The following is a 24,304-nucleotide window of genomic DNA, read 5'->3' on the forward strand; positions in this document are numbered from 1 at the left end:
CAACGTATATTTCTGTGCGTTTTGCCCGTATTATTCCTAAATTCGGAAAAACCGGCAAATTTGAAATCCCTCCGCAGCAGTCTTTTCTTATTCTTTTTTCTATCGCTTCTGTTTGCAGGGGCGGGCGCTTTGTTGCAGATAAGCGTGGAGCGCCAGTTGGTAGAGACGCCAGAAAGACAGATGGCACAGGAAGTCTCCCAAAAAGTGCAGGCAGCTATTGGTCAAGCCCAGGAACAGTTGCAATCAATCTCAAGCGTTTTGCCCTCAGATTCAGGGGCCTTCTCCAAAATCCTGCCTTCTACCACGCTTCCTGTTTTTGTATTCAAGAAGAATGCATTGGTTTTCTGGTCTGAACACACGCTGCAACCAGAGATTACCCCTAAGTCCATCAGGAAGGACCTGCAAATGGCAGAGAACAGGTTTGGCAAATACCTGGTGGTAAGAACTCAGGTAAAAGACTTTACCTTGTTGGCCGTGCTACCACTTGAGATTAGGTATGGGATTAACAATGCCTATCTAAAGAACGGCCTTAATCCAGTTTTCTTTGAAACGCATGCCGCCACCATCCAGGCAGACCGAAGCGCGGGTACAGTACCCATAGTAGATCAAAAGGGAGACTACCTTTTCTCATTGCGCGTGTTAGAAAAGTCTGAATGGATGCATGCCGGTTTTCTCACGCTTTCTCTATATGTCTTAGCCGTCTTATTTTGGCTTATTTTTCTACGAAGCATTTGGGTACGCAGTAAAACCGCCAGTCAGAAGACCACCGCACTCTGGGTAATCATTCTGGGATTGCTGGTGCCCCGGGCTCTTATGCTCTGGTCTGGTTTCCCTAACAATGTGGAGGAACTGGCTTTATTTAGCCCTAAAGTCTATGCTGCAGGCTGGTGGTCACCGTCTCTCGGTGATTTTCTATTAAATGAGCTATGCCTGCTAGTGATATCCATTATGGTCTACCAAAGAGGCAAGTCTATCCGTTTTTGGCCTGTTTCCCAGAAAACAGGCCAAAATCAAAGCTGGTGGAGCAGTCTTTTGTTAGCCGTGGCCCTGGTCTTGGTCATCATTAGCTGGTATGAGTTTTATAGAAGCCTATTGGTCAACACGCAGGTTTCATTAGACATCACCCAGAACGTGCAGGTAGACGTAGAAAAGCTTTTGCTGTTTGTAGTCATTGTGCTCCATTCCCTGTTGCTGGGCTGGCTGTTGCGGTTACTGCTCAACTGGTTGCCGCTTACCAAAGATGGAACAGTTCCGTTTGCTGTTACCTGGGTTTCTATTCTTGTCTTCTCTTTGGTATGGGCTTTCAATAGGGATGCTCCCAGCGGCAACTGGATTGTTTTATTTGCCGCTGCCCTGTTGGTCACCTGGGAGCAGCTGCACCGTAGGTTTACCAAAGTGGCCGGCGCCTATTCCAGCATCTTCTTATTGAATATCTTAAGCGCCGGCATTGGCGCCTCTGCCTTGTATGACGTGTATACCGTCCAATTAAGACAAGATAAACAGCAGGTGGCCAGTCAATTGTTGCGGGATAGGGACGAGGTTTCTGAGTACTTGCTGGCGCAGGCGGCTCAGTCTATTCAGGAAGATGGTATTTTACTGCATGCCTTGCGCGCGCCATGGGTGAACGGCAATTTTCTGGAAAGAAAAATAAGAAGGCAGCACCTGCAAGGTTTGGTAGACAAGTACAGTGTGCAAGTGCGCCTGTTTGATGTGAATGGCTTGCAGCTTTACCCCAAAGACAGTTCCGTTACCTTTAATGGTTTTGTGGAAGAGTGGGTGCCAAAAGCCAAAGCCACTACCCAGAAAGGACAGAGCATCCAGCCCTCTGAAGAGGTGCCTGGCCATTTTACCTATTTGCAGGAAATAAAGCTACCCCTCAACAATGAACAGTGGGTGACGGTTTTATTGCAATTGAGCCCCAAGGTGGCAGCCCCCAATAGTGTCTTGCCTGAGTTATTGATTAATTCTCAAAATGCGCAGGTAGAAGCCTTGCCCTCTGGCAGCTATGCCATCTACCGGAAGGGTCGCTGGTTAAAGACTTCGGGGTTCTTTGAATACGGACAGGATTTTCCAGTGCATCTTTTTGGGGTGCCCAGTTTGTATTCACAGGGAGTAAACGAGGCAGATTTTCACCACCTCGCGGCCCAGTCCCAGAACGGGACCATTGCCATTGTGAGTACCATGACGTATGGGTTCAGGTCTTGGCTGTCTAATTTCTCTCTGCTGTTTTTGGTCCACACGCTGGCCTTGTTCACCATTTTGGGGATATTGATTTTATCCAGAGGGCGGTTGGTGCAAACCATCACGTCTACCTTTAGTACCAAAATTCAGTTGTTCCTGAACATGGGCGTATTGGTGCCGCTGGTTTTGGTGAGCTTGACCATAGGCAGCTTGGTAACAGATTCGTACAGACAGGATCTGGTGAGAAGTTATGTGGAGCAAGGCGATTTTGTACGCCAGAACATCATCACCAGTAACTGGGGAACCGTCTTGTTTAAGGGCCGTGCTGATTCTTTAGCCAGGAGGGTCAACCGCCTGGCTGCCATCTCCCAAGCCGAACTCAATATTTATGATGCCAAAGGGCAGCTAAGGATTTCTAGTCAGCCTGCCTTGTTTGAAGCAGGTGTGCTTTCTCCCAGGCTAAACCCCCAAGCGTTTAGCGTGCTAAAGCAACAAGGGCTTAATAGAATCCTTTTAGATGAAAAGGCAGGTACGCTACCCTACAGAACCATTTATGTGCCGTTGCGCGATAAGCCCATAGACGCACCTGATGGATATTTGGGCATTCCGTTTTTTGACTCTGAAAAAGAACTCAACTCCAAGCTCATTCAACTCATCACCACTATTCTCAACATTTTCACCTTGTTGTTCTTAGTGTTCGTGTCCTTGAGTTACTTGGCCACCAGAGCCTTGACGGTGCCCTTGAAATTACTCACCGAGCGCCTGAAACGTACAACCCTCACAGAAAGCAATGAGAAGCTAGTCTATGAGTCCAATGACGAGATAGGTTTGCTGGTGCGGGAGTACAACCACATGCTCCAAAAGCTGGAGGAAAGTAAGCAGGAACTGGCCCTGCGTGAGAAGGAAGCCGCCTGGAAAGAGATGGCCCGCCAGGTAGCCCATGAAATCAAGAATCCTTTGACGCCCATGAAACTGTCTTTGCAATACCTGCGCAAGGCCATGGCCGAGGGGCGGAGCAACATAGACGAATTGGTGGGCAAGATTTCCAACACCATGATTACCCAGATTGACGTACTAAGTGACATTGCCACTTCGTTCTCCAATTTTACATCCATGCCCGACTTGAAAATGGAAGTGTTGGAGTTGAATGAGCTGGTACGCCGGTCCGTGGATTTGCACTTGAGTCCCCAACAGCACCAGATGAACCTGCAACTACCGCAGGAGCTCATTCATGTGCGCGCCGATGAAAACCAGTTAATTAGAATCTTCAACAACCTGTTGCTGAATGCCCTGCAAGCGGTGCCTTCTGGCAAAACGCCAGCTATTAATGTAGCAGTTGAGCCAGATAACCAAGGCTGGGTGCTAGTAAGCATTCATGACAACGGCTCGGGTATTCCGGAAGAGGTGCAGTCCAAGATCTTTGTGCCCAACTTCAGTACCAAGTATTCGGGCTCGGGGATTGGCTTGGCCGTGGTGAAGAAGGGGGTGGAGGCCATGAGCGGTTCCATCTGGTTTGAGACCAAAGAAAACGTGGGCACTACCTTCTTCCTTAAATTGCCGGTGGTGACCGCATGAAGCAGGCCTGGGTCATAGGCGTTTGGCTCCTTTGTTGGCTATTAGCGGGAGAAGCAGTGGGGCAGACCCTGTCCAGTAAGCGCTGCAAGTGGGTGACCATCAATGCCGCGCCTGTCCAGTTGGACACCTTGACCATTGCCGAGAATTCCATTGAAGTTTATGACTCCCGGCAAGTGCGGCTGCAACGGTTGTTTCTGTATGACCCAGCCACCAATCGGTTCCAGTTCACCAACCTACCGCAAACCGCCGTTCCCAGTGACACGTTTCCATCTATAGACGGTACCGAGCCGTTTTTGGTCTCTTTTCCAGAAAACAAGCCAAAAACGGATTCTGTCTTAGTGTGCTACCGGGTGCTGCCCATCAACTTGGCCAAGCCAACCTTCAAACGGGATATTGCCAACTGGGACTCGCTGTCCTTTGCGCAGCGCCAGGTGTTTGAACCCATCCAGCCGCGTGAGGAGCTCTTCAAAACGCCCGGCCTCAACAAAACGGGTAGTATCTCCAGAGGCGTCTCCTTCGGGAATACGCAGAACGTGTTCGTCAACTCGGCGCTCAACCTGCAACTGGAAGGAAAGCTCACCGAGGACATCAGCATCACCGGCTCCATCACGGACCAGAACATTCCTTTTCAGCCCGAAGGCAACACCCAGCAGCTGCAGGAGTTTGACCGCGTGTTCATCACGCTGCAGCACCGGCTGTGGACCTTGACCGGTGGCGATGTGGTGTTGCGCAACAAACCGGCTTCGCATTTTCTCAGGTTTTACAAGAACGTGCAGGGTGGCGCGCTGGAAGTGAACCGGGGAAAACCAGGCTGGGAGAGTTCTACCACGGTGGCCGCCTCGGTGGCCAAAGGAAAATTCGCCTCAGAGAACATCACGCCCATTGAAAGCGTGCAGGGGCCTTACCGCCTGCGCGGGCCCAACGGCGAGCGCTTCATCATCATTCTGGCAGGCTCAGAGCGGGTGTATTTGGACGGGCGCTTGCTGGCCCGCGGCTATGATTATGACTACACCATAGACTACAACCAAGCCGAAATCACCTTCACGCCTAAGTGGATCATCACCAGAAACTCGCGCATACGGGTAGACTTTGAGTATTCAGATCAGAACTACAGCCGCAGCGTCTTGCACGCCAACCATTACCAGAACTTGGGCAAGCTCAAGGTCTACGGTAATTTTTACAACGAGGCCGACAACCAGAACAACCCGCTGACGCTTAACCTGGACACCGAAGAAAAACGCCTGCTGTCCCAGATAGGGGATAACCTGGACCTGGCCTTCGCCCCGGGCGCGGATTCGGTGCGCTTTGACCGTAACCAAGTGCTGTATATTAAGAAAGACACCGTCTCCAATAGCGGCACCTTTACCATTTATGAATATTCTACAGATTCTACCCAAGCCTTTTATGCTGTCAGTTTTACGGAGCTAGGTCCTGGTCGTGGTAATTACAATCTTTTAAACACCACCGTCAACGGGCGGGTGTACGCGTGGGTAGAACCGGTGGGCGGCGTGCCGCAGGGCACGTATGAGCCCGTGCGTATTCTGCCGGCCCCGGTGCAAAAGCAGATGGTCACGCTGGGCGCCGGCTGGAGCCTGGACAAACAATCAGAAGTTTTTGTAGAAGTAGCCGGCTCCAGAAACGACCTGAACAAGTTTTCTAGTCTGGATTCTCAGGACGACCAGGGCAAAGCCGTTCGGGTAGGTTACCAGTTAAATGAAAAGTCTGTTAAGTTTCTTGGGGCTTACAAACTGAACAGCGGCCTAATCTATGAGTACACAGACCCCAACTTCGTTCCCATTGACCGCTACCGCGACGTAGAGTTTGACCGCGACTGGAACAATCCCACCAACACCACCCTGGCCCAGCAGACCAGGATTGAAGACCACATCCTCACGTTTGCCGTGGGCGGGGTAAAAGACGCGCAGCACTTCGCCAATTATAGACTTAGCAGAAGGTACCGACCCGGCGAAGTAGACGGCACCCAGCATTTAGTGGAACTAGCGCAGAAAGTGGCTGGCTTGGAGCTGAGAACCAATCTGTTTCTCATGAACAACCAACAGGTAGAGACTGATGCAGAATGGGTGCGTGGCGAGATTGGCGCCCAGTTTCCTACCAGGTTCATTACGCCTGGTTACGTGTACCGCTTTGATAAAAACAGAATCACGTCTACTGTGACGGAACAGTTGGTTGCCTCAGCGAATTACTTTGATGACCACCTGTTTTATGTGCAGAGCGCTGACACCGCCAATTTTAAATACCGCGCCGAATACAGCCGCCGGGTAGACTGGCGGCCAGAAAACGGAGAATTAGGTAATAAGCAGGTAGCCAACACTTACAACTTCAGTACCACCACCAGCCTTAAAAACAACCATCAAATCAGCGCCTTGCTCACTCTGCGCCGGTTGCAGGCCCGGGACAGCCTGGCAGAAACCACCGTGCTCTCTAAAGTAGACTGGACCGGAGATTTATTGAAAAAGCATTTGCGCTCAGAACTAAGCTACGTGATTGGCACCGGCCGGGAGCTCAAGCGCCAATACCAGTTTGTAGAGACGGTGCCCGGGCAAGGCACCCACTTTTTTGAAGATTTAAACCGGGACGGCCGACAAGACCTGAATGAGTTCTTTGAGTCACAGCCCTCAGACCCGCCCTACCGGAGAAATTATATCAAACTGTTCATCCCAACAGATGAGTACGTCATTGCCTACACCAACCAGTTCACCTACCGCTTAAACAGCAGTTTGCCGCGTGAATGGCAAGAAGCTGCCGGCTGGAAACGCATCGCCGCCAAATTCTCTGCCCTGTCTTTCATTTCCATTGACAAACGCACCACCGACGATGACCTGCGCAGCCGGTTCAACCCCTTCAGTCTGAATTTTGAAGATTCTACCTTGCTGTCATTGAGCCGTTCTTACAGAAACACGCTGTATTTTAACCGAAGTCATCCCAAGTACGGCGTGGAATGGACGTTCCAGCAGGGCTTGCAAAAGACCTTGCTCACCAACGGCACCGATGTGCGCAACAACACCAGCCAGCAGGTCTTGTTTCGGATAAATCTCACGGAAGTCTTGTCGGGCCGCGTGAATGCCATCCGGTCCAAGCGCGAAAGCTCGTCCAATTACCTCACCACCAAAAATTTCTTAATCAGGAGTTGGGAGGCTACGCCAGAACTGTCCTACCAGTCCGGCACCAAGCTGCGCTACACCGGTTCTTATAACTGGATGCAACGGGAGAATGAACTAGGCGAAAGAGAGAAAGCGCAGTTCCACGAACTGGGCAGCGAGGTGCGCTTAAGCCAGGTTAACAAGCGCACCGCCACGGCCAACCTCAAATACATCAACATTGAATACACGGGGCTGGACGTTTCGCCGGTGGCTTATGAAATGCTCAACGGTCTGCGCCCTGGCAACAATCTCACGTGGAACCTGGCCATCCAGCAGCGCCTCAGCAACGGCCTCAACATCACCTTGGACTACGACGGCCGAAAACCCCAAGGCATCCGCTCCATCCACACCGGCCGCATGCAAGTGTCAGTGCTATTCTAGGAATTAGAAATTCAAAATTCAAAATTAGAAATTAGAAGTTGATTCTACTTTAGCAGGGCTTTTATTCAAATTTGTCATCCTGAAAGGACCTTGTGGGCCAGCTAGACAGCCGGTGGCTTCTGGCATTACATTCGTTTTTGACCTGTTTTCCAGAGAACAAGCCAAAAACGCTACCCCATTTCTAATTTCTAATTAAATCACGTCGCTGTATAATGCCTCGTAAGCCAGGCGCTAAGACCGGTGAGGCCGGGGAAGAGGACGCGCTCCGTAATATTCGCTTGGTCTAGCTTATCCCTGATTTCCCATTTGAGTTTAGCCGGAATGATGAGCCGATAATACAGGTCGGGGTGCTGGTTCATCCAATCGCAGAGCATGGCGTTGGGCGTAGACATCATGGAGAACAGTGCATACTGGTGTACGATGCGCTCATCCAGTGAAGGCGGCTCCAGGAACATTACAAAGGGCTTCTCCTGAAACTCTTCTAAACTTTTGAAACTGGGGCAAACTGGTTCTAGCACTTCGGGTGTGAAGACATTGGAGCCTTCGCGCTTGATGGCTTCGGCTAACGGGTCTGGCAAGTACTCCGTGGACTTGACGTAGTTCATGCACCAGATGGCACCGTCTGTATGAAAGGTGTGTAGGTTAGAAGTAGCAAAATGCAGCGCCACATAGGGCGAATAGGTCCAGTCCAGCATTCTGGTGGGCAAGCCATGGTGCTGCGCCACGGCCAGCCAGTTCCAGATAGAATCTCCGGGAGAGGTGTTGGCCTTGGCATACTTCCGGAAGTTGCGCAGCAGGTGGGGCTCCAGTTTGGGGTAGTCGCCGCCCAGGCGCATGAGGCTAGTTTTTAGATTGTAGCGCCGGTTCCAGGCGCCGCGATAGACGTACGGGGAGCGGTACCGGTTGATGGAGCCGTCCCAAGAATCCCGGAACAGCTCGCGTTGCAGTTCTTCCCAAGACTCCACCACCACATCATTGGCCATGTCAAAGGTCTGGGTATCGTCGTAGTGCAAATCGTTCATGGGCATTTTACGTGAGAAGAGGAGAGGGTAGTTCTACGGATTTTTTCTTACAGCCAGCCCAATCCCAGGCCAAGCGCTACCAATAATAGCAAAATCCCGACTAGGGTCTGCAAAAAATGGATGGTTACTTTCTGTAAGAGTCTACTCCCCAGAAAAGCCCCAAGAAACGCCGAGAGGGTGGCGGCCACCAACAACCAAACGTCCAACTGCTCCTGCACCGCCAGAATGTTTTTACTGTAGACGGTGAGTCTGCTCACGTCAATCAAACAGGCAATGACTACGCCGGTGGCTATAAAGGCTTCTTTGGGAATGCCGGTCTTTACCAGAAAAGCGCTCCGCAACGCGCCTTGGTTTCCAGATAAGCCCCCGAAGAACCCGCTCAAAGCCCCGCCCAGTGGCAAGAATTTAGGCGGGAAGGAAAGTTTTCTGAGCGCGGGCAGCAGGTCAAACAACGCGAAAATCACCATCAAGACGGCAATGATGGATTTGACGGGCGTCAGGAAAAACACGTGGCCGTTCAAGGAGTACTGCCCCCAGGCAGGCTGCACCGCCAACGAACTCAACAGCCAGGCCCCCAGTACCGCTGCCAGCATGGAGGGAATTCCAAACCGGAGAATGATGCCTCTATCGGCGTGCCGCCCAATCAAGACCAGCTTGAAGAGGTTGTTCAGAAAATGAACGATGGCGGTGAGCGCGATGGCAATCTCTATGGGGAAGAACAGCGCAAACACCGGCACCAGCAGCGTGCCCAGGCCAAACCCCGAAAAGAAGGTAAGCCCAGAGGCCAGAAAGGCGGTCAGGCAAATGAAGAAGTAGTCAGCGTAGGCGGGCATCCGTTTTTGGCTTGTTTTGGTGAAAATAAGCCAAAAACGGAAGAGCCGGTACTGGACCGGCTCTTCTTTTATCTTTTAGTAGTAACTGTTGCTCATCAAATAATTCTGCACGTAATCCTGGATGCCTTCCTCCAGGGTATGGAACGGCTTGTCATAGCCAATGGAACGTAGCTTGTCCATGTTGGCCTGGGTGTAGTATTGGTACTTGTCTCTAATGTCCTCGGGCGTGTCTCTGAAATCTACGTTGATGTCTTTGCCCATGGCTGTGAACGTGTTGAACGTCAAGTCCAGGAAGGTGCGCGCCTGGCCACTGCCCAGGTTGTAAATGCCCGAGTCTTTGCGGTGATTCATAAGCCAGAACAACACTTCCACCACGTCTTTCACATACACAAAGTCACGCATCTGCTCGCCGTCTTTGTACTCTGGATTGTGTGATTTGAAGAGCGTAAAGCTTCCGTTTTCTTTGATAGCGTTGTAGGCGTGCAGAATCACCGAGGCCATGCGGCCCTTGTGGTATTCATTGGGACCGTACACGTTGAAGAATTTAAGGCCGGTCCAGAAGAAAGGCTTGGCCGTCTGCTCCAAGGCCCACTTGTCAAAGTCGTTCTTAGACTCGCCGTAGGGGTTTAAAGGCTGAAGCAGATGGATGAGGTTTTCATCGTCGTCATAGCCTAAGGTGCCGGAGCCATAGGTAGCCGCCGAGGAGGCATACACCAACGGAATCTGGTATTCACAGCAGGCGTTCCATACTTTTTTGGAATAGTCCAGGTTGAGCAGGTCCAGCACGTCGCGGTTCATCTCGGTAGTATCTGTGCGCGCGCCTAGGTGGAAGATGAATTCTACTTCTTCGTAGTTTTTCTCCAGCCAGTCAAAGAAATCGTTTCGGTCTACGTACTCCTTTATCTTCTTGCCTTCCAGGTTCGCCATTTTCTTGGCCACCGAGAAATTGTCTACCACCACCACATCATTGAAGTTGGAGGCGTTGAGCCGCGTGACAAGGCAGCTGGCAATAAAACCTGCGGCGCCGGTTACTACTATCATCAGAGTTTTCCTTTAGGTACAGTGCGTGTGCACGCCAAAGGTACGAAACTTTTCAAGCGTCAGGTTTTGGTGCGTGACAACACAAGTCGTTTTTGGCCTGTTTTCCGGAAATAAGGGCAAAAACGGAGGCCGTGCAGGCTTCGGGCAAAAAATGTACCTTTGGTTTCTAATCACACTTGAAAAATCTGCGTGACTTTCTCCCGTACCCTCTCTGCGCTTCTGTCTTCTGTTCTGCTGTGTCTGTTTCTAGCGGCCTGTGAGTCGAAGCCGGCCAAAGAGCCCAACCAGAAGACCAGCCAAACCCTCAAAGATGACTTGGGCCGAAGCGTCACTCTGCCCACGCACCCCAAACGCGTGATGGGCCTAGACGCGGCCATGACCGAGATGCTGTTCGCCGTGGCCGACACCGCCTCCATCATTGGCCGCACCCAGAACTGCGATTTCCCGGCAGTCGCCTTAACCAAACCCGTGGTGAACAATTACCCCATGGACTATGAGCGCTTGCTCACCCTAAAACCAGACGCCGTTTTTGCCACCGAAGGCATTATCTCTTTAGAGGTGGCCGCGCAGATTCAGAAGATGGGCATACCAGTGTATTTTCAGGCTTTTGACTCGGTGTCTGATGTCTTGCGCGGCTTGCAGGATTTGGGCAGGATTCTACAACGGGACAAGGAAGCAAAGACGCTGGTCAACTCCTTGCAACAGAAACTACAGGCGTTCTCCAGAGACACGGCCCAACTACAGGAGCATGCCAAAGTGTTGGCCATCATCTGGAAGGACCCTATCTACGTCTTCGGGCGCAATACCATCTTCACCGACAAACTCCGCTACTTGGGCGCCGACAATGCCGTGCCGGTGGTGATGGCCCAACAATCGCCGGCCTTGACCCGGGAATATATTCTGCAACTCAACCCAGATGTGATAGTGGGAGGGACCTTTGAAAAGTATGACAAGGAGTTTTTCTCTCTGTACCCAGAACTCAAGCGCATCAAGGCTTATCAGAACAAACGCATTTATGAAGTCACCGATGACCTAATGTCCCGGCCTGGCCCGCGGGTGGTGGAAAGTATCCAAGAACTAAAGCAGGTCTTGCGGTGAAGAAATCTTTAGCCATTTTGCTGGCAGTGGTGCTGTTGCTGGTCTTCGGGTTTTTCCTGGGGCTGAAGGTGGGCAGTATTGAAACGTCCTACCATCTTATCTGGGAAGCCCTTACGCAGTACAATTCTGAGGATGCCGCCCACTACAGCATCGTGCACCTGCGTCTGCCCAGATTACTGCTGGCCTTTTTGACGGGCGCGTCGTTGGCGTTTGCCGGGTATTTGATGCAGGCCCTGGTGAACAACGCCTTGGCAGACCCTTACTTAATGGGCACCGCCTCCGGCGCTTCGTTGGGCGCGTCTTTTAGTCTCTTCTTTTTGACGGACCTGACCGTGATGGGCCTGTACCTGCCGCCGTTCTTTGCCTTGGTGGGTTCTTTTGCGGTGACCTTGGTGGTGGTTCTTCTAGGCTCCAGACGTGGCCAGTTGATTCCCAGCCAGATGCTGTTGGTGGGCGTTGCCCTTAGTTCTTTGCTGACGGCGCTGGTGAGTTTGATTATGTTCCTCTCAGATTCAGAAAGCCAATTGAAATCAGTGGTGTTCTGGAGCATGGGCGGTTTTGAGAAGGCCGACTGGACCAACCTGGGTTATCCGGCCACGGCCCTGGTGGCGGGTTTAATTGTCTTTCAGTTTCTGCAGAAGCATTTGAGCGTTTTATTACTAGGAGCAGAGCGCGCAGAGACGCTAGGCGTGGAGGTGGGTAAACTGCGCTGGGTAATGCTGTTGGCTATTTCGGTGGTGACGGGGTTTGCGGTGGCTTTCTCGGGGCCGGTGGGCTTTGTGGGCTTGATGATTCCGCACGTGACCCGGGCGCTACTGGGCATTACCAATCGGTTCAACCTGGTTTTCTGCGCTCTGGCCGGTGGTTTGTTCCTGGTGCTGTGTGATATTCTTTCCAGACTACTGTATCCGCCGGCCGGAATGCCGGTTGGCATTGTGACATCGTTCTTTGGTGTACCTTTCTTCGTATATTTGCTGCGTAGAAAGAATTACCGATTCAGTTAATGGTATACGTAAGCAGGTTAGAGCATTTCAACGCAGCGCACAAGCTGTTCAATCCAAATTGGTCTATGTCTAAGAACAAGGAGGTGTTTGGCCCTTGCGCCAATACCAACTGGCACGGGCATAACTATGAGTTAATTGTGACCGTCAAGGGCAAACCAGACCCAGACACCGGTTTTGTGATTGACTTGAAGAAACTGAGCACCCTCATTAGAAAGCACATCATAGAGAAAGTGGACCACAAGAACCTGAACATGGACGTGCCGTTCATGGAGGGCAAACTGGCCAGCACTGAGAACCTGGTGATGGAGTTCTGGAACATCCTGGCTCCTTTGATTGCGGGTATCTCAAAAGCACAATTACATAGCCTGAAACTGTACGAGACTCCTCGGAACTTCGTAGAGTACTTTGGAGAATAACACTTTGGAAGTTAAGAGTTAAAAGTTGAAAGTTAAAAGTAGTGGACAATATTGTACTATGATTAACTCTTAACTCTTAACTCATAACTTTTAACTCTTAACTAAAAGAACAGCTTGCTGTTACTTCATGAAATACTACATCATAGCCGGAGAGCGCTCCGGCGATTTACATGCCTCCAATCTCATTAAGCAATTGCACCTGCAAGACCCGCAGGCGCAGGTGCGGGCGTGGGGCGGAGACATGATGGAGGCTGCTGGCGCCCAATTGGTAAAACATTACCAAGAGATGGCGTTCATGGGCTTTTTAGAGGCGGCCACCAACCTCTTCAAGATAAGACGTTTCTTAAAAGAGTGTCAGCAGGATTTGTTGCAATACAAGCCAGATGTAGTGATTCTAGTAGACTACGCCGGTTTCAACATGCGCATTGCCAAGTTCGCGAAGGAGCACGGCATCAAGGTCTTTTATTACATCTCCCCTAAAATCTGGGCCTGGAACCAGGGACGCGTGCATAACATCAAGAAACTGGTGGACCGCATGTTCGTGATCATGCCCTTTGAGAAAGACTTCTACAAGCGCTTTGACTATGACACGGATTACATTGGTAACCCGGTGTCAGATGCGGTGAACGCGCACACCGTCAATCAGAATTTTAGAGCAGACAATGGTCTGGACGACCGGCCAATTATTGCCGTGTTGCCAGGAAGCCGTCAGCAGGAGATAGAAAGCCTGTTGTACATCATGCTCAGCATCTTGCCGGCGTTCCAGGATTATCAGTTTGTAGTAGCTGCCGTGAGCAACTTCTCCAGGGAATACTATGAGAACTTTAACCGGGAGCCCTACATCAAGATTGTTTATGACCAAACCTATGATGTCTTAGCCCACGCCGAGGCCGCCATGGTTACTTCGGGCACGGCTACGTTAGAAACCGCTTTGTTCAATGTGCCGCAGGTGGTCTGCTACCGTACCAGCAACATCTCTTATATGATTGGCAAGGCTGTCATCAAAGTGCCGTACATTTCTTTGGTGAACCTGATTGCCAATAAAAGGGTAGTACCAGAGTTGATTCAAAGCGATATGAATGCTCAGAACCTGGTGCGCGAACTCAAGAACGTCTTGCAAAACCCAGAAGGCCGCCAGTCACAGCTGGACGGCTACGCTGAAGTCAAGAAATTGATTGGGGACTTTAATACCTCAGAGACGGCTGCCAAACTGATGGTAAATTACCTGAAGGAAAAATAAACTCACTTTCGTTTTTGGCCTGTTTTCCAGAAAATAAGTCAAAAACGGGTTTTACCTATAAACAGAAAGGCCTCTCCTTGTTTTCAAAGAGAGGCCTTTCTGTTTCTTTTATCTTATTGCTTAGGCAACTTTCAGTTGCTTCAGAGACGATTTCTCAAATTTCTCGCGAGCGTATTCCAGGGTAATAGTCAGGTCACCGCCGTCTTGTTGGTCAGATGGCAGGTCAAACATGGCGTCTGTCATGATGCCTTCGCAGATTGAGCGGAGACCGCGGGCACCTAATTTGTATTCGGCGGCTTTCTCTACAATGTAGGCCAAGGCTTCTTCAGAGAATTCCAACGTGATGTTTTCCATCTCAAACAGACGCTTGTATTGTTTCACCAGAGAGTTTTTAGGCTGCGTCAGAATGAGGCGCAGGGTCTCATTGTCCAATGGGTTCAAGTGGGTGACCACCGGTAGACGGCCAATCAGCTCAGGAATCAACCCGAAGGATTTTAAGTCTTGGGAGGTGATATAGCGCAAGAAGTTCTCAGTGTCCACCTTGTCATCCAATGAAGTTTTAGAGAACCCGATAGGCTTGGTGTTCAAACGGCTCTTGATTAGACGGTCAATGCCTACAAAAGCGCCGCCGCAGATGAACAGAATGTTCTCTGTGTTCACAGAAATCATCTTCTGCTCTGGGTGCTTACGTCCGCCTTGCGGGGGAACGTTGACCGTGGTGCCTTCCAGTAGTTTCAACAAGGCTTGTTGTACGCCTTCGCCAGACACATCACGGGTAATGGATGGGTTATCGCTTTTGCGGGCAATCTTATCAATCTCATCAATGTAGACAATCCCACGCTCGGCGGCTTCTACGTTATAATCGGCGGCTTGCAGCAGACGGGTCAAGATGCTTTCTACGTCTTCGCCTACGTAACCAGCTTCTGTGAGCACGGTAGCATCTGCAATACAGAAAGGTACTTGCAAGGTGCCGGCCAGCATACGGGCCAGGAAGGTTTTACCGGTTCCGGTTTCGCCTACCATGATGATGTTGGATTTCTCAATCACCACGTCATCTGCTTTGGGCTTCTGCATTAAGCGCTTGTAGTGGTTATATACCGCCACAGACATCACTTTCTTGGCTTCGTCCTGACCTACCACAAACTGGTCCAGGTACTCCTTCATTTCGCGCGGCTTCATGAGGTTGAACTTGGGCGTGCGGTTGTTGGCACGCAAGCGGTTTTCCTCATTTAAAATCTGCTGCGCCTGACCAATGCATCGCTCACAGATGTGGGCGTTAATGCCTGAAATCATCACAGAGACTTCTTTCTTATTCTTGCCGCAAAAGGAGCACGTAATTTCTGCCATATACTTGTGAAGGATGTTCTAAAACGCCCATGTGCTGGTGTCTTAAAAGCAAAGTTACAAAATTGGAAAGGCAAGAAGCTAGAAATTTTTCAACAAGGCTAGAAAATACCAGAAAGGAACAGGCTGTGTTAGAGGTGTTTATAAAATATAGGATATTCTGTATCTGATTGAAAGCTAAGCGCCTGCAACCAAAAAGCGGTTTTTTCGTTTGATGCGGGCCATAAAAAAAGCCTGCTGGTGGGCAGGCTTTTTTTATGCTAAATATAGTGATTACACTTTGTGACGAAGCAGAACTTCATCAATCAGGCCGTATTCCTTGGCTTCCTGGGCAATCATCCAGTAGTCACGGTCAGAGTCTTTGTCTACCTCTTCTACGGTCTTGCCGCTGTGGCTGGAGATGATTTCATAGAGCTCTTTCTTCAGCTTGAGGATTTCACGGGCCGTGATTTCAATGTCTGAGGCTTGGCCCTGGGTACCACCCATTGGCTGGTGAATCATGACACGGGAGTGAGGCAGGGCAGAGCGCTTGTCTTTGGCACCACCGCACAACAACACTGCTCCCATAGAGGCGGCCAAACCAGTACAGATAGTAGCCACGTCTGGTTGCACGTACTGCATAGTGTCATAGATGCCTAAACCGGCATACACAGAACCACCCGGGCTGTTGATGTATAATAGAATGTCTTTCTTAGCATCCACGCTCTCCAGGAACAAAAGCTGGGCGGTGATGATGTTGGCAATATAATCGTCTACCTGCGTGCCCAGGAAGATGATACGGTCTACCATTAAGCGGGAGAATACGTCAATCTCTCTAAAGTTGGTAGGACGCTCTTCAATCACAGAACGCGTCATGCTGGTAGGATGGAAACGCGTGGAGCTTTCCAGGTGCGTCAAATATTGGTCAACGCCCAGGCCGCTCATGCCTAAGCCGTGCACGGCAAATTTTCTGAATTCGTCTTTGTTGTACATACAGATTCTATTTAAAGGCCTTAACTTAAAAAGAAGGAGTGAGGTTACAAGCATCTGCCAATAAGAAAGTGCAGACTGTCTGTTTTTAGCTTCTTTTCCAGAAATCAGGCCAAAAACGATTCATAACTTTTTTCTGCCAATATGGCCGAGAGCGTATCACGTAGCGCGTATCATGTATCAAGATTAATGTTAATGTTGGTCACCTGACGTCTTGCTACGTGATACTTGCTACGCGCTACTAGATTCTCTATAAACAGGAAAGCCCTTACCATTTGGTAAGGGCTTTCCTGTTTATAGAGAATCTAGCTAGGACTAGGCAACCAGGTTGCGGAACTCTTCAGCAGAAACTGTTTTCTCTGTTACTTTGATTTTCTCTTTCACAAAGGCTAACACTTTCTCAGCAACTAGGGCTTCGTACTCATTCACGAAGTTACGGCCGTTGTTCTGCTTTAGGTGGTTGTCCAAGAAGTTGTTGAAGGTTTCTTCCATTTCGGCAGGCACTTCTGGCATGTTGAACTGAGCCATCATCTTCTGACGGGCGCTTTCTACTACATCCTCGTTGCTTACTTTGATGTCATTGTCTTCTACCACCTTGTTGCGGATCATAGACCACTTCAACTCTTTCAAGTATTGGTCATAGAACTCGTCAATTTGCTCTGGCGTGATTTTGCCTTCATTGGTGGCGGTCAACCAACGCTTAAAGAACTCCTGTGGCACGTCAATAGAAGCGCTGTCTACCAATTGATCAATCACAGTGCGGTCTAATACGTTCTCAGCCTCACGGTCATAGTTGTCTTTGATGACCTCACGTACTTTGGCGTCAAACTCCTCTTGGGTCTTCACGTTGTCCTTCCCGAAGATCTTGTCAAAGAACTCCTGGTCCATGTCGGCGTTCTCAGTGCGGTTGATTTTCTCTGCCGTGAATGTGAACTGGCCGTTCAAATCTTTGGTCACGTCTTTGCTCAAGCCGGTTACGTGGGCTAGAGCGGCGTCATCGCCAAAGGCTTCTCTAATGTCAAACGTGATGGTGTCACCTGGTTTCACGCCTACAAACTTGTCAGCACCGGCAACTACTTTATTCAATGGAAGCAAGGTTTTGGTTTCAAACTCACCTTCTACCTGCTTCAAATCACCGTACAGGTAATCATTGGCTTCAGACACTTCTGGGTTGGTGGTTTTGCCAAACTGCTTCTGCATCTGCTCATACGCCTCATCAACAGTAGTTTGGTCTACCTCAATGTTGTATTTCTCAACAGACACCTTGTCCAATGGCAATTCAAACTCAGGCAGTAAACCTACCGCGTAGCTGAACTCAAACTCTTTCTGGGTATCCCAGTCAATGGTGTTCTCATCCTGGCGCTCTGGAAGGGGCTCACCTAAGATGCGCAGTTTGTTTTCTTTGATGTAGTTGTTCACAGACTCGTGCAACAACTGGTTGATAGACTCTACCAGAATGCCTTTGCCGTACATTTTACGGATCAAACCAGCTGGAACCTTACCTGGGCGGAAGCCTTTGATGTTGGCTTTCTTGCTGTATTCTTTGATCTGCTCGTCTACGCGAGGAGCATAGTCTGCTTCTTGCAGGCTCACTTTCAGGCTGGCGTTGTTGCCGTCGGTTTGATTTAACGTGATATTCAAGGCTGTAATTATTTAGGTACGTACAGTGTTAAAAGAAGAAAACCCTCAACCCCGGTTGGGATTGAGGGTTTTTCTAGTGCGGATGGAGGGACTCGAACCCCCATGCCTCGCAGCGCTAGATCCTAAGTCTAGTGCGTCTACCAATTTCGCCACATCCGCATTATGTGTTGGTGTTCCGTAATTGTGATGCAAATGTAGCAACAACTGTTTTGTATATGCAAGTGTGATTCACTTTTTTTGTTAAATTTTTTAAAATAATGTCAGAAGCGCCTTTCAGCCGTACCTTTTGGGCGTATTTTGATACATGCATACTATGATTGACCAAGAAGCTGAACGGAAAGAGATACTGCGGCACTACCGTAAATTGTTGCGCAGTGCCAAACCTTTCCTAAAAGATAATGACGCCAAGATCATTAAGAAGGCGTTCAATACCTCTCTGGAGGCGCACAAAGACATGCGGCGCAAGTCTGGAGAGCCTTACATTCTGCACCCGTTGGCCGTGGCCCAAATTGCCGTGGAGGAGATTGGCCTGGGAACCACGTCCATCATTGCGGCTCTTTTGCATGACGTGGTAGAAGACACAGACCTGGAGATTCATGACATTGAGCGCGAGTTTGGACCTAAGGTGGCCCGCATCATTGAAGGCCTGACTAAAATATCAGGGGTTTTTGAGTACGGCACGTCACAGCAGGCAGAGAACTTCAGGAAGATGTTGCTTACGCTCTCTGATGACGTACGCGTAATCTTAATTAAGCTAGCGGACCGGTTGCACAACATGCGCACGTTGGGCAGCATGGCCAGAGACAAGCAATTGAAGATTGCCTCAGAGACCATGTACCTGTACGCACCTTTGGCGCACCGTCTGGGTTTGTATGCCATTAAGTCTGAGTTGGAAGACCTGCACCTGAAGTATACAGACACCGAGACCTACAAATTCATCTCTAACAAGATACGCCAGACTAAGACGGCACGCAGTAAGTTCATCAATGACTTCATCACGCCTATTGAGGATGAGTTGCGCCGCCAGGGGTTCACAGATTTTGAGGTAAAAGGCCGCCCTAAGTCCATCTACTCTATCTTAAAGAAGATGAAGAAGCAGAATGTGACTTTTGAGGAAATCTATGACCTTTTCGCCATTAGAATCATTTTGAACGTGCCCTATGAGAATGAGAAACCGGCCTGTTGGCGAGTGTATTCCATCATCACAGACTTCTATCAGCCCAACCCAGACCGTTTGCGCGATTGGATCAGCACGCCCAAAGCCAACGGCTATGAGGCCTTGCATACCACAGTGATGAGTAAAACGGGGCAGTGGGTAGAGGTGCAGATACGCACCAAGCGCATGGATGACATTGCCGAGCGTGGCTATGCCGCCCACTGGAAGTACAAAACCGGAAGCCCGTCGGCCGCTGAGTCAGGTCTGGACAACTGGATTAATAAGGTGCGTGACATGCTGGACGTGACCAATTCTAATGCGCTGGAGTTCTTAGACGAGTTCAGGACCAACCTGTTCGTAGAAGAAGTATTTGTGTTTACCCCTAAAGGAGAATTGATCATTTTGCCTGACAGAGCTACGGCCTTGGACTTCGCGTTTGAGATCCATACCCAGATTGGCTACCAATGCCTGGGCGCGAAGGTGAACCAGAAGCTGGTGCCTTTGAGTTTTAGGTTACACAACGGTGACCAGGTAGAAATTCTCACTTCGCAAAAGCAGAAGCCCACAGATGAGTGGCTGAGGTTTGTCACCACTTCAAAGGCCCGTGCCAAGATCAAGGAGTTTCTACGTGAAGAACGTAAGGATAAGGCTGAAGAAGGAAAAGCGAAGTTAGACGCGCGCCTACAGCAAATAGGAGTAGAGCCCACTGGGCCTAACCTGAATAGACTTGCCGCCTACTTTAACGCCTCTACCTTGCAAGACCTCTATTATAGAGTGGCCATTGACATGCTGGACCTGAAAGAGATTAAGGACCATATCTTTAACCCGCGCAGTGAGAACTACAAGCCCGCTTCTATTCTGGAAGGCTCTACCTTTGACAAAGAGGTGCAGAAGATTAGAGGGGTAAATGCTAACCTGCTGGTGATTGGCGGGGATACGGACCGCATTGACTATACGCTAGCCAAATGCTGTAACCCCATTCCGGGAGATGACGTGTTTGGATTCCAGACCTTGGATCAGGGAATCATCATTCACAGAACCACCTGCCCTAAGGCGGTAGAGTTGATGTCTAACTACGGGCACCGCATTGTCAAGGCTAAATGGACCGAGCAACAAGAGTTGTCTTTCCTGGCAGGCATTAGGATTAAGGGAACGGACCGGGTTGGCTTGGTGAATGACGTGACCAAGATCATCTCCAACTCCCTTAAAGTGAACATGCGCTCCATCACCATTGACTCAAACGACGGTGTGTTTGAAGGGCACCTGATGGTCTTCGTGAATGACACCTCGCACCTGGAGAAGATGATTCAGCGTCTGTCTAAGGTGAACGGCGTCTTGAGCGTGGATCGTTTTGACACCTAGTTATAGGCATTGACATACCGTTTTTAGCCTGTTTTCCAGAAAATAGGCTAAAAACGGCTTGATAAAAGAGAAGGCCCTGCTCATGTGAGTAGGGCCTTCTCTTTTACTACAACGTAATGGGTTCCTTAGAACTTGATGGCAACTCCAAGAGAAGCTCTGTTCCAGTCACTAGAAGAAACCTCTAGAAAGCCTCCAAATTTTTCTGTGAAGTAATAGGTGGCACCAGCTAAGATGGCTAATTCAGAGTCGGTGTCACTTTCGTCTACGTCACCGTAGAATTTTTTAAGGTCTGGGTCGTTGCCGGTGTATTCAAAAGAATAGCTGAAGATTCCGTAGTTGAAGGCAAGGCCACCGTACAGGTCAAGGTTTTCGTTCTGTAACAAGTCTAAGTGGTACGTAGCTCTTGGAGAGATGACAATCATGGTTGAGCTAGTCTCAAAATCATCTTCATCATCGCCGTAAGAAGCAAAGCTAAGGCCAAGACCGGCACTAATCACGCCAGGCCCAAGCTCTACGTTCAAGCCTTTGTCAAAGGAAGCAGAGACAGGACCAAACATGCCGTCTGGCTTAGAGCCTTTCATGGCAATAACGTACCCAATTTTCAGTTCACCGGTCCCAGCAGATACGGCGGCTTTAGCAGAGCGCTTAGCAGAAAAAGGTTTGTAGGTAGAGAGCGCTTGGCTATAGGTAAGAGTTAAACCAGTGGGGGTAGCTTCACTTTTGTTGGCAAGAAGAATAGTTTCTTTTTTTGGAGCTTCTTTAGAGGCCTCGCCTTGTGACGGGTTGGCAAGGGCACTAAAAGAAGTTAAGCCCATTAGACTTAATACAGACATGAATGTCATGCTGCTTGACAAAGTCATTTTTTTCATAAAGGGTAGACTGTAAGGATTAAGTGAATTTTATAATTGGCAAAATGCAAATATATAGTTTATTGAATATATTTTGGCTGCAGGAAACATTTTCTGGCTGAAAATACTTACTACTACTTAGTGGATGTGCTTTGTAGAGAATCCTTTAAGGTTTGAGTACCCACGATTCCATATTATATAGTATGTTTGCAGAAGCTATGGCGTTAGATGAAGCGAAATTTTTGGAGGTAAAAAAAATCTTTACCGCCTACCTGGAGAGTAAGGGTCTTAGAAAGACTCCTGAGCGATATGCTATTCTAGAAGAGATTTATTCCCGTACCGGGCATTTTGATGTAGAGTCCCTTTACATCAGCATGAAGAACAAAAACTACCAGGTGAGCCGGGCCACGGTCTATAACACCTTGGACTTGTTGGTAGAGAATGATCTGGTAAGCAAACACCAGTTTGGCCGCAACCTGGCGCAGTATGAGAAATCATACGGGCGTAGGCAGCATGACCACGTTATCTGCACAGACTGCCATAAGGTAGTGGAGTTCTGTGACCCGCGGGTCCATAACATCCAGACCATGGTAGGCGAGTTGCTCAATTTCAACATTCTACATCACTCCCTTAACTTATATGGAATCTGCGGCGACTGCCAGGCAAAACTAAATGCGCCTAAACCATGAAAATTGAACACGCCTTAAAACAAGATGTGCTGGTGATTCAGCTGGAAGGAGACCTGATTGGAGGCCCAGACACCCAGCGGCTCATGGACATAGCCAACACCACCATTGATGACTCTATGCTTTTGTCTGCTGTAGACTTGTCTAATGTGCGCTTTATAAACAGTAGCGGCATTGGGGTATTGGTGTCGCTGTTGACCAAGTTTAGAAACAGGGGCGGGGAGTTGGTCTTGATCAATCCCTCAGAGCACATCCGTAAACTTTTAATTATTACCAAGCTTAACGCCATATTCACCATTGCTGAAGATGAGGCAAACGCCCTTCAGCTTCTTAAAGCATCTAACTAAATGCCAGTTGATATTCTAGTAGGCCTCCAGTGGGGCGATGAAGGAAAAGGTAAGATTGTTGACGTCTTAGCCCCTCAATATGATGTAGTAGCCCGTTTTCAGGGAGGTCCTAACGCCGGCCATACCTTGGAGTTTGAAGGAACCAAGCACGTCTTGCATCAAATCCCTTCGGGTATCTTTCACACGCACATCACCAACATCATAGGTAATGGGGTAGTACTTGACCCAATTGTGTTCAGGACAGAGGTAGAGAAGCTTACTGCGCGGGGCGTGGATGCAACCCAAAACCTTTACATCTCAAAAAAGGCACAGTTAATTCTTCCTTCGCATAAGAGCTTGGATAGAATCTCAGAAGAAGCCCTAGGTACTTCCAAGATTGGCTCTACCCAAAAAGGTATTGGGCCTACTTACCAGGATAAGATTGGCAGAAGCGGCTTACGCGTAGGGGATATTCTCTCAGATGACTTTGAGGAACGGTACAGAGCCACGGTTGCCCGTCATGAAAAGATTGCCTCTTTCTATCAGAAGTCATTAGAGATAGCAGAGGTAGAAGAGCAGTTCTTCCAGGCAGTTGCCTTCATGAAGCAGTTTACCTTGGTAGATTCTGAGTACATGATCAATCAGTCTCTCAAAGACGGTAAGAAAGTTCTTGCTGAAGGGGCACAGGGATCATTGCTGGATATTGACTTCGGTACGTACCCATACGTTACGTCCTCTAACACGTTAGTGGCCGGTGCCTGTACTGGACTAGGGGTGGCACCAAGAAACATAGGAGAAGTCTATGGTATTTTCAAAGCATATTGTACCCGTGTGGGGAGCGGCCCATTCCCAACAGAACTCTTAGACGAAGTAGGGGAGCAGATCCGTCAGGCCGGGAGAGAGTTTGGATCTACCACCGGTCGCCCTCGGCGCTGCGGTTGGATTGACTTGCCAACCCTTAAATATGCCATCATGCTCAATGGCGTGACGCAGCTTAACATGATGAAAGCTGATGTTCTGGATGAGTTTGATGAAATTAAAGTATGTACCCACTATCAATTGGCAGACGGTACCATAACAGATCATGTACCGCATGATCTAGATAAGACAACGCTTACTCCTGTCTATAAATCTTTCAAAGGTTGGAACGAGGAGTTGAGAAACTATGAATCCTATAGTGGGCTACCTGCAGCAGTATTGGAGTATGTGGCATATCTAGAGGAGCAATTAGAAGTTCCAGTTACAATTATAAGTGTAGGTCCTGATAGAAAGAGCACTTTGTTGAAATAGTTGATTGACCTATATACTATATAAAGAGAGGGGCCTTCCAATAAATGTGGAAGGCCCCTCTCTTTATATAGAGTAAGTAAGTAAGTAAGTAAGTAAGTAAGTAAGTAAGTAAGTAAGTAAGTAAGTAAGTAAGTAAGTAAGTAAGTAAGTAAGTAAGTGTGGTTTTTAGGCTATTTTCCGAAAAGGAGGCCGAAAGTGAAGAGGCTTAATAAATCACTTTGAAATCTTTCCCGCTCCGTGCCAGGCGGTTATGCGGCGCGCCCCGTTTTCTTCCGCCTTCCCGCTTGGAAACCCGGCCCGTCTGGCTACCTTTGCACTCCCAACAACAAGGGGGGCTCCGCCGAAAGGGCGGAGGGGAAAGCCAAAAAAAACTTCATGCCTGGGTTTGGAAAGCAGGTTGCAATCCCTACCTTTGCACTCCCTTCCAAAAGGGGCCTCCGCCGGAAGGGCGGAAGGGGGAGAAAAGAAAAAAAAATCCCGAGCGGTGCTTGGAAACTAAAGTAAGTTTCCTACCTTTGCACTCCCTTCCGAAAAGGAGGCCTTCGCCGAAAGGGCGGAGGGAAAAAAAGAGATAAAAAATCGCGGCGGGTATTGCGGAAACGAAGATTCTTCCTACCTTTGCACTCCCTTCCAGAAGGGGCCTCGGCTGAAAGGGCTGAGAAAAAAAAATAAAGAAAAGCTGAAAAGATTATTTGGAAGTTTAAATGAAACTCCCGACCTTTGCAGCACG

Annotated in this window: 17 protein-coding genes and 1 tRNA gene; 10 read left to right on the forward strand and 8 right to left on the reverse strand. The window is 49.2% G+C overall.

Features of this window, described 5'->3' with window-relative positions:
- The first annotated feature begins 60 nt into the window (after positions 1-60).
- Positions 61-3,756, forward strand: coding sequence for a sensor histidine kinase (locus tag ABD880_RS18790; RefSeq protein WP_345169684.1), 3,696 nt, complete (start codon positions 61-63; stop codon positions 3,754-3,756).
- Positions 3,753-7,298 carry a hypothetical protein gene (locus tag ABD880_RS18795; protein WP_345169687.1) on the forward strand — a complete coding sequence of 1,182 codons (3,546 nt, stop codon included), beginning with the start codon at positions 3,753-3,755 and terminating at the stop codon, positions 7,296-7,298. The genes ABD880_RS18790 and ABD880_RS18795 overlap by 4 nt, the downstream gene beginning before the upstream one ends.
- Before the next feature lie 197 nt (positions 7,299-7,495).
- Here ABD880_RS18795 and ABD880_RS18800 read toward each other — a convergent pair whose 3' ends face one another.
- The 3 genes from ABD880_RS18800 to rfaD form a co-directional block, all read right to left on the reverse strand.
- A complete protein-coding gene (locus ABD880_RS18800; RefSeq protein ID WP_345169690.1) occupies positions 7,496-8,320 on the reverse strand; it encodes an FRG domain-containing protein in 825 nt (274 codons plus the stop codon).
- A 47-nt stretch (positions 8,321-8,367) separates the two neighbouring features.
- Complete coding sequence (locus ABD880_RS18805; protein WP_345169693.1) at positions 8,368-9,153, reverse strand: TSUP family transporter; 786 nt, start codon at positions 9,151-9,153, stop codon at positions 8,368-8,370.
- A 75-nt stretch (positions 9,154-9,228) separates the two neighbouring features.
- Complete coding sequence (gene rfaD / locus ABD880_RS18810; protein WP_345169695.1) at positions 9,229-10,194, reverse strand: ADP-glyceromanno-heptose 6-epimerase; 966 nt, start codon at positions 10,192-10,194, stop codon at positions 9,229-9,231.
- A 189-nt stretch (positions 10,195-10,383) separates the two neighbouring features.
- On the opposite strand from rfaD, the gene ABD880_RS18815 reads away from it, so the two are divergent.
- The 4 genes from ABD880_RS18815 (at position 10,384) to lpxB (ending at position 13,952) form a co-directional block, all read left to right on the forward strand.
- The gene (locus ABD880_RS18815) at positions 10,384-11,292 is read left to right on the forward strand and encodes an ABC transporter substrate-binding protein (RefSeq protein ID WP_345169697.1); all 909 of its coding nucleotides are present in this window, start codon (positions 10,384-10,386) and stop codon (positions 11,290-11,292) included.
- The gene (locus tag ABD880_RS18820) at positions 11,289-12,296 is read left to right on the forward strand and encodes a FecCD family ABC transporter permease (RefSeq protein WP_345169699.1); all 1,008 of its coding nucleotides are present in this window, start codon (positions 11,289-11,291) and stop codon (positions 12,294-12,296) included. The genes ABD880_RS18815 and ABD880_RS18820 overlap by 4 nt, the downstream gene beginning before the upstream one ends.
- Complete coding sequence (locus tag ABD880_RS18825; protein WP_066504788.1) at positions 12,296-12,712, forward strand: 6-pyruvoyl trahydropterin synthase family protein; 417 nt, start codon at positions 12,296-12,298, stop codon at positions 12,710-12,712. Before ABD880_RS18820 ends, ABD880_RS18825 begins: the two co-directional genes overlap by 1 nt.
- 127 nt (positions 12,713-12,839) lie before the next feature.
- Complete coding sequence (gene lpxB, locus ABD880_RS18830; protein WP_345169701.1) at positions 12,840-13,952, forward strand: lipid-A-disaccharide synthase; 1,113 nt, start codon at positions 12,840-12,842, stop codon at positions 13,950-13,952.
- Positions 13,953-14,072: 120 nt separating this feature from the next.
- Here the strand turns inward: lpxB and clpX are convergent, their stop codons facing one another.
- From clpX to ABD880_RS18850, 4 genes are all read right to left on the reverse strand, one after another.
- Positions 14,073-15,299 carry an ATP-dependent Clp protease ATP-binding subunit ClpX gene (gene clpX, locus ABD880_RS18835; RefSeq protein ID WP_345169704.1) on the reverse strand — a complete coding sequence of 409 codons (1,227 nt, stop codon included), beginning with the start codon at positions 15,297-15,299 and terminating at the stop codon, positions 14,073-14,075.
- 270 nt (positions 15,300-15,569) lie between these two features.
- Positions 15,570-16,268, reverse strand: coding sequence for a ClpP family protease (locus ABD880_RS18840; protein WP_345169706.1), 699 nt, complete (start codon positions 16,266-16,268; stop codon positions 15,570-15,572).
- Between the two features lie 312 nt (positions 16,269-16,580).
- Complete coding sequence (gene tig / locus ABD880_RS18845) at positions 16,581-17,906, reverse strand: trigger factor (protein WP_345169709.1); 1,326 nt, start codon at positions 17,904-17,906, stop codon at positions 16,581-16,583.
- 77 nt (positions 17,907-17,983) lie between these two features.
- A tRNA-Leu gene (locus ABD880_RS18850) sits at positions 17,984-18,065 on the reverse strand.
- Between the two features lie 154 nt (positions 18,066-18,219).
- Between ABD880_RS18850 and ABD880_RS18855 the strand changes: the two genes are divergently transcribed.
- Positions 18,220-20,424: a RelA/SpoT family protein gene (locus ABD880_RS18855; RefSeq protein WP_345169710.1), complete on the forward strand. Its 2,205-nt coding sequence runs from the start codon at positions 18,220-18,222 to the stop codon at positions 20,422-20,424.
- Positions 20,425-20,549: 125 nt separating this feature from the next.
- Here ABD880_RS18855 and ABD880_RS18860 read toward each other — a convergent pair whose 3' ends face one another.
- The gene (locus tag ABD880_RS18860; protein WP_345169713.1) at positions 20,550-21,257 is read right to left on the reverse strand and encodes an outer membrane beta-barrel protein; all 708 of its coding nucleotides are present in this window, start codon (positions 21,255-21,257) and stop codon (positions 20,550-20,552) included.
- Between the two features lie 233 nt (positions 21,258-21,490).
- On the opposite strand from ABD880_RS18860, the gene ABD880_RS18865 reads away from it, so the two are divergent.
- From ABD880_RS18865 to ABD880_RS18875, 3 genes are read left to right on the forward strand one after another with little or no spacing between them, the layout of a single operon-like run.
- Positions 21,491-21,961, forward strand: coding sequence for a Fur family transcriptional regulator (locus ABD880_RS18865; protein WP_345169715.1), 471 nt, complete (start codon positions 21,491-21,493; stop codon positions 21,959-21,961).
- Positions 21,958-22,305, forward strand: a complete 348-nt coding sequence (locus tag ABD880_RS18870; protein ID WP_345169718.1) for an STAS domain-containing protein — start codon at positions 21,958-21,960, stop codon at positions 22,303-22,305. Before ABD880_RS18865 ends, ABD880_RS18870 begins: the two co-directional genes overlap by 4 nt.
- Complete coding sequence (locus ABD880_RS18875) at positions 22,306-23,574, forward strand: adenylosuccinate synthase (RefSeq protein ID WP_345169720.1); 1,269 nt, start codon at positions 22,306-22,308, stop codon at positions 23,572-23,574.
- Positions 23,575-24,304 lie beyond the last annotated feature (730 nt).

It is taken from the genome of Nibribacter koreensis (assembly GCF_039541795.1).
Classification (GTDB): Bacteria; Bacteroidota; Bacteroidia; order Cytophagales; family Hymenobacteraceae; genus Nibribacter; species Nibribacter koreensis.

Coding starts and splice junctions, on each gene's coding strand:
- rfaD (WP_345169695.1), bottom strand. CDS start 10,194: ATGATAGTAGTAACCGGCGCCGCAGGTTTTATTGCCAGCTGCCTTGTC.
- ABD880_RS18840 (WP_345169706.1), bottom strand. CDS start 16,268: ATGTACAACAAAGACGAATTCAGAAAATTTGCCGTGCACGGCTTAGGC.
- ABD880_RS18855 (WP_345169710.1), top strand. CDS start 18,220: ATGATTGACCAAGAAGCTGAACGGAAAGAGATACTGCGGCACTACCGT.
- ABD880_RS18870 (WP_345169718.1), top strand. CDS start 21,958: ATGAAAATTGAACACGCCTTAAAACAAGATGTGCTGGTGATTCAGCTG.
- ABD880_RS18865 (WP_345169715.1), top strand. CDS start 21,491: ATGGCGTTAGATGAAGCGAAATTTTTGGAGGTAAAAAAAATCTTTACC.
- lpxB (WP_345169701.1), top strand. CDS start 12,840: ATGAAATACTACATCATAGCCGGAGAGCGCTCCGGCGATTTACATGCC.
- ABD880_RS18805 (WP_345169693.1), bottom strand. CDS start 9,153: ATGCCCGCCTACGCTGACTACTTCTTCATTTGCCTGACCGCCTTTCTG.
- ABD880_RS18825 (WP_066504788.1), top strand. CDS start 12,296: ATGGTATACGTAAGCAGGTTAGAGCATTTCAACGCAGCGCACAAGCTG.
- ABD880_RS18795 (WP_345169687.1), top strand. CDS start 3,753: ATGAAGCAGGCCTGGGTCATAGGCGTTTGGCTCCTTTGTTGGCTATTA.
- ABD880_RS18800 (WP_345169690.1), bottom strand. CDS start 8,320: ATGAACGATTTGCACTACGACGATACCCAGACCTTTGACATGGCCAAT.
- ABD880_RS18875 (WP_345169720.1), top strand. CDS start 22,306: ATGCCAGTTGATATTCTAGTAGGCCTCCAGTGGGGCGATGAAGGAAAA.
- ABD880_RS18860 (WP_345169713.1), bottom strand. CDS start 21,257: ATGTCTGTATTAAGTCTAATGGGCTTAACTTCTTTTAGTGCCCTTGCC.
- clpX (WP_345169704.1), bottom strand. CDS start 15,299: ATGGCAGAAATTACGTGCTCCTTTTGCGGCAAGAATAAGAAAGAAGTC.